10 protein-coding genes and 4 pseudogenes are annotated in these 15,050 nt (G+C 38.6%); 11 read left to right on the top strand and 3 right to left on the bottom strand.

Annotated features, from left to right (window positions below):
- Positions 1–336 precede the first annotated feature (336 nt).
- Positions 337–2,151: a VgrG-related protein gene (locus AFK68_RS31355; RefSeq protein ID WP_094677996.1), complete on the top strand. Its 1,815-nt coding sequence runs from the start codon at positions 337–339 to the stop codon at positions 2,149–2,151.
- Positions 2,152–2,507: 356 nt separating this feature from the next.
- Here AFK68_RS31355 and AFK68_RS31350 read toward each other — a convergent pair whose 3' ends face one another.
- The 3 genes from AFK68_RS31350 to AFK68_RS31330 all read right to left on the bottom strand — a co-directional run bounded on the left by AFK68_RS31350 (position 2,508) and on the right by AFK68_RS31330 (position 8,055).
- Positions 2,508–3,005 carry a PAAR domain-containing protein gene (locus tag AFK68_RS31350; protein WP_094677994.1) on the bottom strand — a complete coding sequence of 166 codons (498 nt, stop codon included), beginning with the start codon at positions 3,003–3,005 and terminating at the stop codon, positions 2,508–2,510.
- Positions 3,006–4,615: 1,610 nt separating this feature from the next.
- On the bottom strand, positions 4,616–6,724 hold the full coding sequence (locus AFK68_RS31335) for an ATP-binding protein (protein WP_246844581.1): 2,109 nt from the start codon (positions 6,722–6,724) through the stop codon (positions 4,616–4,618).
- A gap of 23 nt (positions 6,725–6,747) precedes the next feature.
- The gene (locus AFK68_RS31330) at positions 6,748–8,055 is read right to left on the bottom strand and encodes a DUF4255 domain-containing protein (protein ID WP_210407719.1); all 1,308 of its coding nucleotides are present in this window, start codon (positions 8,053–8,055) and stop codon (positions 6,748–6,750) included.
- A 1,531-nt stretch (positions 8,056–9,586) separates the two neighbouring features.
- Here AFK68_RS31330 and AFK68_RS31325 point away from each other — a divergent pair.
- The 10 genes and pseudogenes from AFK68_RS31325 to AFK68_RS31290 all read left to right on the top strand — a co-directional run.
- Complete coding sequence (locus AFK68_RS31325) at positions 9,587–10,627, top strand: phage tail sheath C-terminal domain-containing protein (protein WP_246844580.1); 1,041 nt, start codon at positions 9,587–9,589, stop codon at positions 10,625–10,627.
- Positions 10,628–10,938: 311 nt separating this feature from the next.
- A complete protein-coding gene (locus tag AFK68_RS31320; RefSeq protein WP_094677986.1) occupies positions 10,939–11,397 on the top strand; it encodes a phage tail protein in 459 nt (152 codons plus the stop codon).
- Position 11,398: 1 nt separating this feature from the next.
- Positions 11,399–11,944 carry a phage tail protein gene (locus AFK68_RS31315; RefSeq protein ID WP_094677984.1) on the top strand — a complete coding sequence of 182 codons (546 nt, stop codon included), beginning with the start codon at positions 11,399–11,401 and terminating at the stop codon, positions 11,942–11,944.
- Entirely contained in the window at positions 11,925–12,245 is a 321-nt protein-coding gene (locus AFK68_RS31310; protein WP_094677982.1) for a hypothetical protein, read from the top strand. The genes AFK68_RS31315 and AFK68_RS31310 overlap by 20 nt, the downstream gene beginning before the upstream one ends.
- Positions 12,242–12,622 (top strand): phage tail assembly protein, encoded by a 381-nt coding sequence (locus tag AFK68_RS31305; RefSeq protein ID WP_094677980.1) that lies wholly within the window; start codon positions 12,242–12,244, stop codon positions 12,620–12,622. Before AFK68_RS31310 ends, AFK68_RS31305 begins: the two co-directional genes overlap by 4 nt.
- Before the next feature lie 14 nt (positions 12,623–12,636).
- Positions 12,637–12,765 (top strand): annotated as a pseudogene (locus AFK68_RS47185) (DUF6760 family protein); the annotation flags it as partial.
- Positions 12,766–13,248: 483 nt separating this feature from the next.
- Positions 13,249–13,527 carry a hypothetical protein gene (locus AFK68_RS40385; protein WP_094677978.1) on the top strand — a complete coding sequence of 93 codons (279 nt, stop codon included), beginning with the start codon at positions 13,249–13,251 and terminating at the stop codon, positions 13,525–13,527.
- A 183-nt stretch (positions 13,528–13,710) separates the two neighbouring features.
- Positions 13,711–14,172: pseudogene (locus tag AFK68_RS31295) on the top strand (IS607 family transposase); the annotation flags it as partial.
- A 1-nt stretch (position 14,173) separates the two neighbouring features.
- Positions 14,174–14,349, top strand: a pseudogene (locus tag AFK68_RS42955) (IS607 family transposase); the annotation flags it as partial.
- Positions 14,350–14,410: 61 nt separating this feature from the next.
- Positions 14,411–15,050 (top strand): annotated as a pseudogene (locus AFK68_RS31290) (RNA-guided endonuclease TnpB family protein); the annotation flags it as partial.

Raw genomic sequence — 15,050 nt, 5'->3', positions numbered from 1 at the left:
AAAAAATAAATCTTTTCCTTATTCGTCAATCCTCTCCCTAAAAGGGAGAGGTAATTATCAATTATCAATTATCAATTAATGAATGGCTATGTACAGATGTTTACAAATATTAAGCTTATGTTATAAATAAAGAAGGAGTAGTGTATAATTAATTATAAAATTCACTTTATAATTCCTTCTTCTAGTCCCTTGAGAAACCCTAAACAATATTTCCAATAGTGTCACTTTTTTCCTGAAATGATTTTGTTGTGTATACGTTGCTATCTTCGTTGCACCTAAAATCCTACTCAGATTTTTGTCTTTTTGTCTTTTTGCAACAGAATCTTAATATTTGCCATGAAATCCGAAAATTATCCACCCAAATCAGATAATTATGTTGCACTACCCCTGCTTTATATTGAAGGTCAATCACCTGCAAAGATGAAGTCTGTTATGGAAGATATTGTCCAAATTATTGTTGAAGAAAGTTTGCACCTGCCAGCAATGTTCACAATTGTTATTAGAAATGACTACTTTCCAGGGGATAAAGATGAAAGAGAGTGGAAACATCAAGAGCTGCTAAAAATTGGTAAAACAGTAAAAATTGGCTTTAGCGCAAGTACAACAGAATCTGAAGAGTTTAGCGAAGAAAAACAAGACTATTTAATAGAAGGAGAAATTACAGCTATTGAAACCCATTTCACGGAACAATCACAAGCACCTATTGTGATTCGGGGTTACGATATTTCACATCGTCTATATCGAGGACAATGGAATCGTTCATTTCAAGGAATGACAGATAGTGATATTGTCAAAAAGATTCTAGCTGAGGTTTTAATTGAACCGGGTCAAATTGATGAAAGTGGAATTCCCCATGACTATGTTTTTCAAAATCATCAAACCAATATGGAATTTATGCGAGAACGAGCCGCTCGCATTGGTTTTGAACTATTTGTTCAAGATGGTAAATTGAATTTTCGTCGCCCCAAAACAACTCAAATCATTCAACTAAAATGGCTGGAGGATATACATAGTTTTCGAGTTCGAGTTACCAGCGCAGAACAGGTGAAAGAAGTTAACGTTAGAGCTTGGGACTATAAACAAAAAAAGCCAATTGTTTCGACTCGAAATTATGAAAAGGTACTAACGGAAACTGGCAACGGGAAAGGAAGTGTGGCAATTTCTGGATTTAAAGGAAAACCAGTAAAGCCAACTGTTCATGTTATCGATCAACCAATTTCTACCCCCAAAGAAGCGGACGCGATCGCCTCTGCTTTATTTGATGAATTAGGTGGACAGTTTGTTTATGCAGATGCTCACGCTGAGGGAAATCCTGAAATTAGACCCGGACTAAATGTGAGATTAGAAGATTTAGGAAAACACAGTGGTTCGTACTATGTAACCGAGACTCGTCATACTTACTTTGAAAGGGTTTATACAACTGAATTTAGTGTTCGTGGATTGCGCGGTGGTGATTTATTAACAACCCTTTCTCCCCCCACTCGTCTGCAACCCGGACAAACTTTTTTAGTGGGAATTGTCACTGACAACCAAGACCCAGAAGCCTTAGGACGAGTCAAAGTTTGGTTTCCCACCCTAACACCTCAAACTGGAGAAAATGCTCATGCTAGCCACTGGGCAAGAATGGTAGCAATTGGCGCAGGAAAAGATCGAGGATTTGACTGTTTACCAGAAATTAATGATGAAGTATTAGTTGCATTTGAACATGGAAATATTCATCGCCCTTATATTTTAGGTGGGGTTTGGAACGGTCAAGATATGCCTCCTACACATATTAATGAAAGTGTTCAAGATAGTAATGTCCGGGTGCGAACCTTTAAAACAAGAACAGGTCATCAAATTCAGTTTATTGAAGAAGATAAAGGAAATAGTAAGGCAGGAGTTTATATTGAGACAACTGCCGGACATCAGATTCGATTAAATGATAGTGAAAAATTTGTGGAAGTTCAAACAAATGGTGGTCACGAATTACGATTAGATGATCAAAATAACTATATTGAATTGAAAACGCCTAGTCATACGATCAAGATGGATAATACAGGAATTAGCCTGAATTCAGGAGGCAATATTGATATAAAAGCGACTGGGGAGATTAATATTAAAGCAAATAGGGATATTACTGTTAAGGGAGGATTGATTAAGTTAAATTGACATACTCCCCACGCTCTCCCGTAGGGAGAGCGCGGGATTCTTCAGCCAGAAAAGCTCTGACCGCAGTTTTAATAGAGGTGATGTCCTCCCCCTGTGTTTATAGCAATCCAACCCACCCCCATCCCCTCCTGGGAGGGGAGCAAGAGGGGTGGGTGAGTTATAGTCCCTATCTAGTTCTTGTCCACACTTAGGACATGAATGCCAGCGCTCAGATAAGCTTTTAGAAACTCTATATATGCGATCGCCAATTAATTTAACCTGGGGCAAGCGATCGCAATTGAACATGAACAGTTAGAACCTTTGGAGTTGATGTCACAAGCGGACTAATTTTCACATCAGTGCTACATAGACAGAATTTAGTCACCAATCAGGACGGTCATGCAACCGCGTGTGATTTTATTGGGTGGCCCAATGGCTTCCTGCAATGTGTCACCCTGACGGCAAGCGGGTAGACCGTTAATCAAAACGGTTTTGCTGCCATCTGTGACAATTCCAGGGCCATGGGGAGGAATGGGTGAAGGAGTCGAACAGACATGAATATCCGCACCCCCAGCACTGCTCGTAATTGTGCTACTCATTGTGGCTAATTGTGCCGTTTTTGTAGCCTCTTCAGCGGCTTTTGCGGCTGGTAATCCAAGGGTTCCAACTGCCGCCTTAGTTGCGGTTTCTGCTGCTTTAATCACAGCATCAGATGCCTTTTTTGCCATCTGTAAGCCTGCACCAGAACCAGAAGGCATACCGCGCCACGCAGGTAAGTTTCCTATTAAAACATTGAGGCTACCGGGGCTACCTGTTAAAACGGGCGGAATTGGATGGGATACATTATCTGTAACTCTCGCGGCTGGTTTACCCATGACTTAGAGAATAAATTGACATATTCCCGACGTTGCGCTTACGCGACAAAGCAGGATTCTTCAGTCAGAAAAAAAACTGACCGCTGTTTTTACAGAGGTGATGTCCTCCCCCTGTGTTGACCTCAAATGTAACAAAATACCTCCTAGCTTGTCAAGGGGATCGGAACATTTCATTTGTGGAGATATCCGACTCTTTGCCCTGGCTTTCATCCCGACGCTCCCCTCCGGGAGAGCGCGGGACTTCCCCCCAGGGAAGTTAATTATAGTATAATAATAGCTTTTTCAACGCTCAGTTGCAAGTAAAATTGAAGTAATTGCTGTTCTTCTTGACTCTCCAAAAGTTGAAGCTATAGCAGAAGTCAGAACTCCAAAGTCCAACTCTTTCTAAACTCCAATTTGTGAGAAATCCTGTTCAAAAACCTTGCATTAAAAGGATTATAAAATTAGTTGGCACTAAACGACAGATTCTCTATAAATACCCCATAAATAGACTTTTCAGTATCTCAATATGGGATAATTGGTTTGAGCAGCGTACTTTAAAGCTAAAATATCGAGAAGCATTAGTAAATTTACCTATAACCCTTCCAAACAATGGCCAACCCGCATTTCCACCTGGAACTTCAACATCGACAGCAATTTTTTCACCTTCTCTCAAACACAAAAAACGTCGGGAGGAAAGTTCCCGGAAGATTTATCCCCTGGTTGAATAACGACACGCGGATTTTAACCCGGAGTAAAAATCTGTTATACTGTTATAATAGAAATAGCAAGTAAGAACAAGGTTTGTCGCCATGACAAGANGCGTACTTTAAAGCTAAAATATCGAGAAGCATTAGTAAATTTACCTATAACCCTTCCAAACAATGGCCAACCCGCATTTCCACCTGGAACTTCAACATCGACAGCAATTTTTTCACCTTCTCTCAAACACAAAAAACGTCGGGAGGAAAGTTCCCGGAAGATTTATCCCCTGGTTGAATAACGACACGCGGATTTTAACCCGGAGTAAAAATCTGTTATACTGTTATAATAGAAATAGCAAGTAAGAACAAGGTTTGTCGCCATGACCTCTAGCTAGTGCGGTGAAATTCCGGTGGACAGGAGACGGGGAATTAATTTCCTACGACGGCTGTTTGCGTAGCATTCCGAAGGAAAAGCAAGCAGGCAGCTATAGAAGCGATTTATTGCTCCAACATATTGAGTAAAACCACTCGTGAAAGCTANGCTAGTGCGGTGAAATTCCGGTGGACAGGAGACGGGGAATTAATTTCCTACGACGGCTGTTTGCGTAGCATTCCGAAGGAAAAGCAAGCAGGCAGCTATAGAAGCGATTTATTGCTCCAACATATTGAGTAAAACCACTCGTGAAAGCTAACAAAAAAAAGTAAACTCACAGCTAGATTTCGGTCTATGTCGAGGAGTTTAGAAGTCTGTTGACAGGCTTTAAGCAAATGTGGATTAATCCCATTTGCGGTGGAATAACTACAGAATCCAGGGTGTTTCAACCCCTGGAGATGTCAATAAGTTTCAATTATAATTACAGTTTATCTAGTTTTAAGCCCATTAGACACCCTCCTTCTTTTTCGCATTGCAACAGAACCAATATAATTCTATACCCATCCCTTAACTTCTGTGTCAGTTAGAGGGCGTTCAAGTTTTGCATACTCACTTTCTGTGGCTTGCAAAAGATGTGCCATTGTCACAGGTTCTCCCATATCTGCTGCTAAGAATGCTGCATTTAAAGCAATATTACGAATATTTCCCCCAGGAAGATTTAACTTTGCAAGTTTCCTGAAATCTAACCCTGCTGTGGGTGTCTCTTTGGGAAAAATTCGTCGCCAAATTTCTGTACGTTGAGTTACATCGGGTAACGGAAATTTCACTACAAATCTAATTCGGCGCATAAAGGCATTATCAATTGCTTCCTTTAAATTTGTGGTTAAAATTGCCAGCCCGCGATAAGCTTCCATGCGTTGCAGAAGATAGCTAACTTCTAAATTAGCATAGCGATCGCGACTATCTTTAACGTCACTTCGTTTTCCAAACAAAGCATCTGCTTCATCAAAGAGTAAAATTGCGCCTCCCGTTTCTGCCTTATCAAAAACCTGTCTCAAATTCTTTTCAGTTTCTCCAATATATTTACTGACAACAGAACTTAGGTCTATTCGATATAAATCTAGATGTAATTCCCTAGCTATTACTTCCGCAGCCATCGTTTTCCCAGTTCCACTCGCCCCTGCAAATAACGCAGTAATTCCTAACCCTCGTTTCCCTTTTTGCAAAAATCCCCAATGTTCATAAACTGTTATGCGTTGTTTTACATGGGTTGCAATATTTTGTAAGGTTTGTTTTTGGAGTTCAGGAAGTACCAAATCATCCCAACTAGCGATCGCTTGAATAGGTTGAGCCAGTTCATTTATTTGAGGTTGAGCGTGAGTACGACAAATCTGCCAAATTTTCTGAGTAATTGATTTATTGTTGTCATCAGATTCTAATGATAAATTGGAAGATATTAATGCAGATATTTGTTGACTTACAGACTGAATTTCTGTTAGACTGAAATTAAACTGAGCCACCAGTCTATCAACGAAATTATCTAGATTAATTTCCTGTTCTTTGAAGGTTTGATGCCAAATATGTCGTTGTTCTAGAGTGGTAGGTTTATTCACTTCAAACATTATCACTTGACGATGTTGTTGAGGTTTTCTATCTTGACAACTAACAATTAAAGGACTATCAATTTCTTCAATAAAATAGCTAATAGCATTTTCCCGATTGATATCTATTGAAGCTGCTTGATTAACTTCTAAAAAGAGAGCTGCTTGATTCAATATTGCCTCCCTTCGCCAGAGTTTAATTAGTTGATATAGTTCATTCAAATTAGTAGGAATAACCTGTGATGAAATTCTGTACAGATTGAATTTTAAATGATGACAAACTGTAGCAGCTATTGCTATTTTGGCACTTGTTTCATTGCCATAGAGTTGAATTATTGGTAAGTGTTTTGCCTGGTTAATATGTATATATAAATCTTCTCCTTCACTCTCTAAATTCCCTAATTCTGGATAAATTTGAGTTACTTTTTCCCTAAAAAGTGAGGGGTCATAATCCTGGTTTGGCGACTTGAATAGATTATCTGTAGGGTTCAAGGTATAATTCCAAACGGAAATAATTTGTTTGACAATTTCCTGATGAGAATCAACTAAGTTTTCATTAGTAACGATAGGTTTAATAATACTAATTAATCGTTCATCTAGCTGATTTGTTCCTACTAGAAAATGAAAAATGCGTTCGTCAATTTTTAAAGGACTGAGGGTTAAAACTAACCCAGGTTGTACTTCTATTAATTTCCAGTATCGTAGCGGAGATTCTGGAGCCAATACACCTATATCAACTCTTTCAAAAATACTTTGAGCTAGACTAAAAGTGGGAAAATTATTTTGGGGATTAACTTGAGCATCTGCACATTCAGAAGGCCAGAGAGGATCGAGTTCCATACCAACACAAAGTAATATAATTTCCCGCTCACACCGAGATAGATTAAATCTATGACAAAGATAATTAAGAGTCGAGCATTCGGATAAGTGAGTTGAATTAGATTGTGATTTATCCGTTGTATTTAATTGTATGTTAGATTTACCTTGTAGTTGATTAGCTCGTTCTTTTAGTTTTTGGCGAATTGGTTCTAATGTTGCCAATAAAGTTGAGTAGATATCCATACAATTTTCAAAAGGAATAGAAGTTATGGAATGTGAATTAATGGCCCTGAATATCGGTTATTCTCAACAGTTAAAGAACTTTCTGCACCGTCAATTTGAACTCGAACTAGGTAATCGCCATTTTTTATTTTGGGGAGTGAAAAGTGAATAGTATGAGAAGCTTTACGACGTTTTTTTCCAGGCAATATTAAAGACTCTAAATTTTCACTTGATAGACTATTTAAAAGCAAAAATAATCTTTGAGCAGGTTCAACTATCAAGTCTACATGAATGGTTAACTTGGCTGAATACAAATCATCTCCCAAATTTTCTAAATCTTCTAAATCACCAATTTTTATTTCTGGACAAAGAATAAAAGGTAATGCATTAGATTCAATAACACGTTGCGGTATTGATTTTAAATGAACAATTTGTAGCCCTTGTACTCCAGCTTTAAGCTGCTCCCGTTCTTGAGGTAAAAGTGTGGCCAAATCCACTTTTACTTCCATATCACTAACAACTTGAGGAGTGACTCTAGCTTTTCCAATTTGTACTCTGACGTTTTCATTTAAGAGTTCTTTCCCTTGAATAGTTAAAGTATTTGTCATTATAATAGGTTTGTTCCTGCCGTCTGAATTTTCAAATTTGTCAATAGAGGGGCGATTAAGCACCGTAGAAAATTCACGAGAACGCACGGGTAAGGCTGCTTTGCCAATTTTATCCCCTTCTATTAAAACCGCAGTAGCTTTGAAGGCAAAAGAAAGAATATAGGGAATTTGAAAGAAAATAGACCAGATGCGGGAAAGCTCTTCTGAATTCATCTGAATTGGCACAAATTGTACCATTTGTACTTGTTGATCTAAAGTTGAGTTAGCTAAAAATCTGAATGATGAACTCTCTGTGACACTGCGAATAATTTCTGGCGTTAATATAGGTTGATCGACAACAGTTTGGATTGCACTTCCTAATAAACGCTGGGGTTCTAGTTCCTGTTCGTTACCATAAAAACTTAATAAATAAAATAAATCAAGTCCCGCTTGAGCCTGTTTGATTAAATTTTCTTTGGGACGACGGGGGCGTAGATCTGTATTACGCCAGGCTGGACTAGGGCTAGCTTGATAAAGAAATATATTAACCCCTACATCAGGCATTCCACTCCCTGGGCTATCTGGTCGCAAGGTTGTAACTTGAGCACCTGGAACATCATCCACGATTCCTGTCTGTAACATTCGTTGCAGAACTGCGGTAACGGTAGCAATGGCAAGATGGTTGCTCATAAATTCTAGGGAGTATTTAAGGAGTTTGTATCCAATTTCTATATCTTGTATCCAATTTATGTATCTTGTATCCAATTCTGTAAATAATCAAGATTTATAGCAGTTTTCATTAATATAAAGTACAGAGATTTTTGCTTGAAGGTAGAAGGCAGAAGTTTTAACATTTCTGGAAAACCGCTACAATTCCTTAATTTAATAATTCTGAATTCTAAATTCTAAATTCTAAATTCATAAAAAGAAGTTTTGTCGTCTACCTTTGTGAACACCGCTATAATTTCTTGACAACTTTATCATATTAAGATTTTTTACAAAGTTTGCTGCAATTAAGTTTTACTTTAAAATAAAATTAAGACACTAAATTTTTGAGAAAAATTTTAGACGATATTAAATCAAGTTATAGCAATTTTCAATGGCTTTAGGTGGAGGTTAGAATTTCGAGTCGAATAAGCTGTTCGACATTCTTAATTAGAATTATCAATTTTCCATCTTCTGCTCTTCCTTTGCTGTTTTGGGTATTCCAATCTGAANGTCCGAAAAATATTAAATCAAGTTATAGCAATTTTCAATGGCTTTAGGTGGAGGTTAGAATTTCGAGTCGAATAAGCTGTTCGACATTCTTAATTAGAATTATCAATTTTCCATCTTCTGCTCTTCCTTTGCTGTTTTGGGTATTCCAATCTGAATGCTAGACAGCTTAGTTCAAAAATAATGTCAGACTAAATAAGGACAATTTAGATATGGCTCGCCTAGACTACTTTGCGCCTGGTGTATATGTTGAAGAAATTGAGCGGGGCAGTCGTCCCATTCAAGGGGTCAGCCTCAGCGTTGCTGGATTTGTAGGGTTTACAGAAGATATACGAGGGGATGCCCAACTATTTGAACCGCAACTGATTACAGATTGGAGTCAGTATTTAGAGTGTTTTGCCAAACCCGGTTCAGATGGATTTACTGACTTTGGAGCTTATTTACCGTTTGCCGTTAGGGGATGGTTTGAAAATGGGGGGGGTCGATGCTGGGTGGTGAGTCTTGGCACTCAGTTACCTCTACCTAGTAGTCAAAAAACTACAACAGAGGAAAGGCCAGCTCTAACAGAAGTAAAAACAGTCAGTCAGAAGCCGTCATTATCCTTTAGCATTAAGCCGGAGGAACAGGAAAATGGCCGGATTAATGTTCTTGTGCAACCTGATGATCCGTTACCGACCGATGACCCAGATGAGGAAGCCTTCGATACAGGAGAATACTTCAAGCTGACCCTGATGCAGGGCGAAAATATATTAAAGGAAGTGAGAACTGTTGAGGGTCAAGAACAGGAAGTTGATGCGGTTTATCGTCATCTCTCCATGAGTGCCGAACCAGAAGCAGGAGTTTTTGTAGAAACGGCTTTACAAGAATCACAATATATCAATATTGAAGTGCTTTCTTCTGAAGGTATGCCCTTGTCTCGTNCCCTGATGCAGGGCGAAAATATATTAAAGGAAGTGAGAACTGTTGAGGGTCAAGAACAGGAAGTTGATGCGGTTTATCGTCATCTCTCCATGAGTGCCGACCAGAAGCAGGAGTTTTTGTAGAAACGGCTTTACAAGAATCACAATATATCAATATTGAAGTGCTTTCTTCTGAAGGTATGCCCTTGTCTCGTCGCCCTGCTAATGGTTCCTACGAAGTCAGTCCTCCTCCAGAGATTTATCCTATCGAACAGCTTTACCGCAAGACCTATGGGGCGCGTAAAGGTCGAACCGGAATTCAGGGCTTGTATGAAATTGATGAAGTGGCAATGGTAGCCTGCCCAGATATGATGTTAGCCTATCAACGGGGGATGCTTAACCTAGAACAAGTTCACGGTATCATGGAAATGATGCTTATAGGCTGTGAAAATGCTGCTCCAAGTCCACCCTATCGTATGGCAGTGTTAGATACTCCTCCAGTTAAGGTCAGACGGGGGGACGATCCGGTTTTGCCAGAACAGAATAAGCCCCAGGATGTGAAAGATTGGTTAGAGCAATTTGGCCGTCGTTCTCAATTTGCTGCTCTCTATTATCCTTGGATTCGGGTTCCTAATCCTAGAGATAATGGAAAAGGTATTTATGTACCCCCCTCTGGTCACATGATGGGGATTTGGTGTCAAACCGATGAAACTCGTGGGGTTTATAAAGCACCCGCTAACGTAGTTCCCAAAGGCGTAATCAATATGGCCTACGACACCAATTTCCGGGAACAGGAAATGTTGAACCCCTTGGGAATTAACTGTATTCGTCGCTTCCCTAACCGTGGAATTCGAGTATGGGGGGCACGGACATTAGTAGAACCCGATAATATTCTCTGGCGCTACATTAGTGTACGACGACTGATGAGCTATATTGAGAAGTCAATTGAACTGGGAACCCAATGGGTCGTGTTTGAACCCAACGATGAAGACCTATGGGCGCGAGTTCGGCGTACTGTCAGCAACTTCCTAGAACGCATTTGGCGAGAAGGGGCTTTATTTGGTAGCTCGCCGGAAGACGCATTTTACGTCAAGTGTGATGGTGAACTGAACTCAGAAGAAAGTATGCGTATGGGTAGACTTTTTATTGAGGTGGGAGTACGGCCAGTGCGTCCAGCAGAATTTGTTGTGATTCGCATTAGTCAATGGGCACCGAACCAATAAAAGACACAAACTTAACAGGTTGCTAATTATAGTCGTTTCAAATAAAAATGAGACGGCTAAATCCCTGATTTAAAAGGATTCAAGGTTAAGTGTTTCAATCTTAACTGGAATAGACATCTCCAAAAATAAAAAATAAAATCAATTATTATTGATAATTGATCAATTATTTTCCCCTGTTCCCTGTTCCCTCTTTTCTGGAGATGTCTAATAAATATATTTCCAAAGATTCAATCACATTTTTTTGTGAGGCAAAAATTAATTTGTATAGATAATTCAATCATTTTTTCTACGTTAAAAGGAGTTGAAGCATTATGGGTGAGTTGCTGACTGCCTGTAAATTTTACTTTGAGGCTGATGGCATTACAGAAAAGCAAATTCTAGAGGTTGCAGGTTTGTCGGTTGAGTCTCCTGTCGCTGGAGACGGGGGTGTGTTGGGTTCTACCAAACAAGGTAAAAAAACCCGTCAAGCTACACCGACTAATGAAAAATTTAGCAATGTCACAGTGAAGTTAGTGGCAACCACTGACAAAGACCTCTATACCTGGTACAAAGACTGCAACACAAATGATGGAGGAACTTCATCCTGGGATAGCAATCGCAAAGCAGCTTCTGTTAGTGCCTATGACCAGGGGGGAAATATTCAAGCCCGCTGGGAAATTGTCAATGCCTATCCTTGTAAATATGAAGGCCCCAGTTTTTCTGCTGGAGATACGAACATGGCAAATGAAAGCTTGGAAATAGTTCACGAAGGAGTCAAGCGAGTTCAGTAGAATGCCGAAAAACAACACTCAAGGATTAAACGGGGCTGTGGGTAAACTTCCGGAAATGCTAACAGCTTCCCGTTTCTATTTAGAACTTAAATTAGATGACAGTGAAGAACCTGTAGATGCGATATTTCTGGAATGTAAAGGATTTAAACGTTCTCAGGAAGTCGTTGAATTTTCTGAGGTTACGCCCCAACAATGGGGCAGTAAACCTGCTAAAGTAGGCCGAATTGTTCGGACAAAAATTCCCGGTTACGCCAAGACAGAGAACATTGTTTTACGACGAGGTATGACTAATTCCCTAACCCTTTGGAAGTGGTTTAATGCTGTGGAAGAGGGGAACTGGGGCCAACAATTGCGGGATGGTTCTCTTGTCATCTACGATCAAGCTGGTAATGAACAAGCTCGGTTTGAATTTAGAGGTGCATGGCCAACTCGTTATACTGCAATGGATGTTAGTGCAAACAGTAGCGAGATTGAAATTGAAGAACTAGAATTAGCAGTTGAAATCTTAAGGCGAACCCAAGTTTCTAATGTGGCAAACCGAGTTTGAATTTACTTTACCCAAGGGATATTTAGATTCTGATGGCAACGTTCATCGGATTGGAATCATGCGTTTAGCAAAAGCAATTGATGAAATTGTGCCTCTGCGCGATCCCCGTGTGAAGTTAAACCCTGCTTATGCAACAGTGATAATTTTATCTAGGGTTGTAACTCGTCTTGGTGCATTAGATGAGATTAATCCTGTGATTATTGAAAATTTATATGCTTGTGATTTAGACTATTTAATTAATTTTTATCGTAATATTAACGATTTAGAAGAAAATAATTTAAGTAATCAAAAAGAAGAATGATCTCTTCAAACATACCCCCAACAGAATTCAATTTTACACTCCCAAAAGGATTAATTGATGAGGAAGGAAATATTCATCGTCAAGGCATAATGCGGTTAGCCACAGCAAAAGACGAAATTATTGTTCAGAAAAATAGTCGCGCTCAAACTGAACCTATATATAGTGTTTTAGTTCGCTTGTCAAGAGTGATTACTCTGTTAGGAACTTTATCCTCATTAACACCAGAAATATTAGAAAATTTATTTACAGTGGATCTGGCTTATTTGCGGGAGTTTTATAATCGGATTAATCAACAAAATCATGCCTATTTTGGAGTTCAATGTCCTCAATGTAATCATAATTTTAGAGTTGATTTAGCACTGTCGGGGGAGTCCTAAGCTACCCCTCAGAACAACTGCGTGAGGAGGTAGCTTATCTTGCTTTTCATTTTCATTGGTCTTTAGAAAATATTTTGAATTTAGAACATTCCAGTCGTCGAGAGTGGGTTAGAGAAATTAAAAAAATCAATCCAAACTCTTAGTTGGTATTAGTCAGATAGATAGCCCTCAATAACACTAAAAATCTTTGATTTTGGACAAAAAGAAAAGCTAGTTAACGTGTCCTAATTAGGGCTTGGGCTAAAACTAGAGAAGCTGATTTTTGGTGCCAACTTGTAGTTGCTAACTGATTTCAGTAAAACTCTCAAAATCTAAAAAAAGCTTGCCTGGCATGAAGTATATGGTTTTTCATGTTTACCAATAAGCATGAAATTAAAACCTGAAAAATACAATGAGTGGTAGCCAACAAGCAATTAACAACTTAGTTATACAAGCTTTGTTTGGCAAGGGTTTTGGTTGAGCTTGGCACTAAATTACAGCTTCTCTAGCATTANAACAAGCAATTAACAACTTAGTTATACAAGCTTTGTTTGGCAAGGGTTTTGGTTGAGCTTGGCACTAAATTACAGCTTCTCTAGCATTAAGCCAAATATATTATTCACTAAAAAGACAAACCGAAAAAAGATATGTTTGCTGAAGCTATGAGAACCACCCTTAAAGAGTCTCAAGAATCATTAAAAAAAATTACAGAGAGAAGTGGTTTGACATACTCAAGAGTTCACGACTTTAAAGCCGGAAAGAGGGATGTAAATTCTAAGTCTTTATCAAAGATTTTTAATTCGCTGTCTGACCAAGACGCTGAAAATTTTCTAAGGATTTTGGCACAAAAAAAAGGGTGTGAAACTGTTACCTATTTTCTACCCATAACTAGACATATCTTGCGGATTGTCCATATAATTAGGTGAAGTCTATACAGTAACTAATTATGGACAATCAAGAAGAAATGACGATTAGCATCGGTGATGCTGCAAAAGAGTNGGGTGTGAAACTGTTACCTATTTTCTACCCATAACTAGACATATCTTGCGGATTGTCCATATAATTAGGTGAAGTCTATACAGTAACTAATTATGGACAATCAAGAAGAAATGACGATTAGCATCGGTGATGCTGCAAAAGAGTTAGGAGTTTCTGTTAAAACTGTGAGACGTTGGGCAGACTCTGGAAAGATACGCTACGAAAGAAGTCCTAGTGGTCATAGAAGATTTTATATTTCTGATGTAAAGCGATTAGCTCCACGCAACCCAAAAAATCTAGATTATCGAATAACTATTAACTATGCACGTGTCAGTAGCCACGACCAAAAAGACGATTTAGCTAGACAAATCAAAGTGCTTGAGTCTTTTAGTGCTTCTAATGGTTGGGAGTTTGAAACTATATCTGATTTAGGTTCAGGTCTTAACTACAACAAAAAAGGACTTAAGAAACTGCTTAAGCGCATCATGAAAGGTGATATAGGAAGACTTGTTTTAACTCATAAAGACAGATTACTTAGATTTGGTTCAGAGCTTGTATTCGCTATGTGTGAGGAGTTTGAAACCGAAGTAGTGNTTATCAATAAAAGTCACGAGGAACTAAGTTTTGAGCAAGAACTAGCTACAGACATGATTGAATTGATAACTGTTTTCTCAGCCAGGTTATACGGTTCTAGAAGTCGCAAGAATCAAAAGCTGATAGATAATATGACCAAAGCTGTACAAAATTCGGATGGGAATCTACCCATTTAGTTGACAAATAGGTAGATATGGGGATATATTCAAGAAGTAGTCAAGCATTGGAGGTCGAACAATGCAATTAGTAGAAAAGCATACAATCAATAGACAGCATAAGTTTTGGAAAGAATGTGATTATCTAGCATTGCAATCAAAACACTTGTACAATGCAGCTAATTACACTCAAAGACAATACTTTTTTGCTGAAGGTAAGTATTACAACTCAATAGATATTTACCATCAAACCAAGAATCATGAAGCTTATAGATACTTACCAACAAAAGTAAGTAAACAAATAGTTAGACGAGTTTCGGAGGCTTGGAAGGGCTGGAAAGCAGCACTTAAGGACTGGTCAAAGTATCCTGGCAAATATTTAGGTAAGCCTAAAATCCCTAAGTATAAGCATAAAGAACACGGGAGAAATACTGTTATATATCCTTCAGATGCTCTGTCAAAACCATTGTTAAAAAAAGGAATTGTTAAACTGTCTCAATCCAATATTGAGTTCTCCAGCAAAGCTGCTAACATTAATCAGGTTCGCATTGTTCCAAGACTTAACTGTTACGTTATCGAGGTTGTTTACACTGTCCCAGATGTTGATAAAAAGCAGTCTCAGTACGCTGCTGGAGTTGATTTAGGACTAACTAATTTAATGGCTGTAACTTCAAACCGACCAGGATTGAAACCTCTGTTGGTTAATGGTAGACCGTTAAAAA

This window comes from Hydrocoleum sp. CS-953, assembly GCF_002260545.1.
In the GTDB taxonomy this organism is placed as follows: Bacteria; Cyanobacteriota; Cyanobacteriia; order Cyanobacteriales; family Microcoleaceae; genus Trichodesmium.
The sequence above is the reverse complement of the archived record's forward strand: the minus strand, read 5'-3'. Positions and strand labels throughout refer to the sequence as shown.

Excerpts from the sequence above, each read along its gene's own strand:
- AFK68_RS31355 (WP_094677996.1), top strand. The coding sequence starts at position 337 with ATGAAATCCGAAAATTATCCACCCAAATCAGATAATTATGTTGCACTA.
- AFK68_RS31350 (WP_094677994.1), bottom strand. The coding sequence starts at position 3,005 with ATGGGTAAACCAGCCGCGAGAGTTACAGATAATGTATCCCATCCAATT.
- AFK68_RS31335 (WP_246844581.1), bottom strand. The coding sequence starts at position 6,724 with ATGGATATCTACTCAACTTTATTGGCAACATTAGAACCAATTCGCCAA.
- AFK68_RS31320 (WP_094677986.1), top strand. The coding sequence starts at position 10,939 with ATGGGTGAGTTGCTGACTGCCTGTAAATTTTACTTTGAGGCTGATGGC.
- AFK68_RS31315 (WP_094677984.1), top strand. The coding sequence starts at position 11,399 with ATGCCGAAAAACAACACTCAAGGATTAAACGGGGCTGTGGGTAAACTT.
- AFK68_RS31310 (WP_094677982.1), top strand. The coding sequence starts at position 11,925 with ATGTGGCAAACCGAGTTTGAATTTACTTTACCCAAGGGATATTTAGAT.
- AFK68_RS31305 (WP_094677980.1), top strand. The coding sequence starts at position 12,242 with ATGATCTCTTCAAACATACCCCCAACAGAATTCAATTTTACACTCCCA.
- AFK68_RS40385 (WP_094677978.1), top strand. The coding sequence starts at position 13,249 with ATGTTTGCTGAAGCTATGAGAACCACCCTTAAAGAGTCTCAAGAATCA.